The 1,470-nt window shown below is 77.4% G+C and carries 1 protein-coding gene and 1 pseudogene; both read left to right on the forward strand.

The features are described from left to right. Nucleotides 1-529 (forward strand): annotated as a pseudogene (locus CBZ_RS20215) (hypothetical protein); the annotation flags it as partial. After that, nucleotides 526-1,470: GTPase (locus CBZ_RS20220; protein WP_174768709.1), on the forward strand; the 945-nt coding region annotated here is incomplete at its 3' end. The pseudogene CBZ_RS20215 and the gene CBZ_RS20220, both read left to right, overlap by 4 nt.

Genomic DNA, 1,470 nt, shown 5'->3' on the forward strand with positions numbered 1-1,470 from the left:
CGCGCAGGACGTCCTGCGCACCGCCCTGACCGGCCCGGGCGCCCCCGCGGGCGGCGCGTCCGTCGACGCCGCCTGGGACGTCCAGGCCGACCGCCCCGTGCGGGTGCGCAGCGCCGAGCTCACCGCCCGCGCGTGGACTTCGCAAGGACCCCGGGCGCTGCGCGCGGCGCTCGCCGTGCCCCCGCCGACGAGCGACGACGAGGGCCGGCCGCGCCGCTCGCGCGACGTCGCCCAGGAAGGCCGCCGACGGCAACGGGCCGAGCGGGCGCTGGGGGAGGACACCCTCGCCGCGCTGGCCCTCACAGGTGCCGCGGGCGTGGACGACGCCACCGAGCTCGTCGTCGACCTGCTCGGGGCGGCCGGTCGCAAGGCCGTCGACGACCTGCGAGCCGACCTGGAGTCGCGCGTCGAGGGGCAGGTCGCGCTCGAGCGGGCGTCCGTCGGCAAGGTGCTCGCCGACCCGGACCTCGCCGACGACGCCGCGTCGCTGCTGCGCCTGCGGCTGGCCGTGCTGAAGGGACTGACGTGACCGAGCGGACGACCAGCCACGCCGTGCACCGGCACGTCCTGGAGGCGGCCCTGCACGGCGACGAGACCGCGCGTCTCGAGGAGCGCGTCGGCGCCCTCGACCAGGCGCTCGTCGTCGGTGGTGCGCGGCTGGAGCCGCCCGTCGTCGCCCGCGTCGGGCAGGTCGTCGACCGCGTCCGAGAGCGTCTGGAGCTGGGCGTCGACCACTCCGTCGTCGCGCTCGTCGGCGGCACCGGCTCCGGCAAGTCGAGCATGTTCAACGCGGTGTGCGGGCTGCCGCTCGCCGACGTGGGCGTCAAGCGCCCCACGACGTCCGACATCACGGCCTGCGTCTGGGCGACCGACGGGGGCGCGCTCCTCGACTGGCTCGGCGTGCGGCCCGACCGACGCACCGAGCGGGAGAGCCTGCTGGACGGCGAGTCCGAGGCGGCGCTGCGCGGCATGGTGCTCCTCGACCTGCCCGACCACGACTCGATCGCGCCCGAGCACCGCGAGGTCGTCGACCGGCTGCTGCCGCAGGCGGACCTGCTCGTCTGGGTCGTCGACCCGCAGAAGTACGCCGACGACGCGCTCCACTCCGGGTACCTGCGCGGGCTCGTCGGGCACGAGTCGTCGATGGTCGTCGTGCTCAACCAGGTCGACACCGTGCCGCCGGAGGTGCGGCCCGAGCTCGTCGCCGACGTCGGGCGGCTGCTGCGCGAGGACGGCCTCACCGGGGTGCCCGTGCTCGAGGCGTCGGCACGGACCGGGGAAGGCGTCGCCGCGCTGCGCGAGCGGCTCGCCGAGGGCGTGAGCGCCCGCTCGCTGGCGGCCCGCCGCGCGAGCGCCGAGGTCAACGACGCGGCGACGCTCCTGGCGGGACAGGTCGCGCCGCGCGAGCCCGCACCGGCCGCGCTGTCGCTCGGGGGCGTCGTCGACACGCTCGCCGACGCCGCCGGGCTG

The organism is Cellulomonas biazotea (genome assembly GCF_004306155.1).
Taxonomy (GTDB): domain Bacteria; phylum Actinomycetota; class Actinomycetes; order Actinomycetales; family Cellulomonadaceae; genus Cellulomonas; species Cellulomonas biazotea.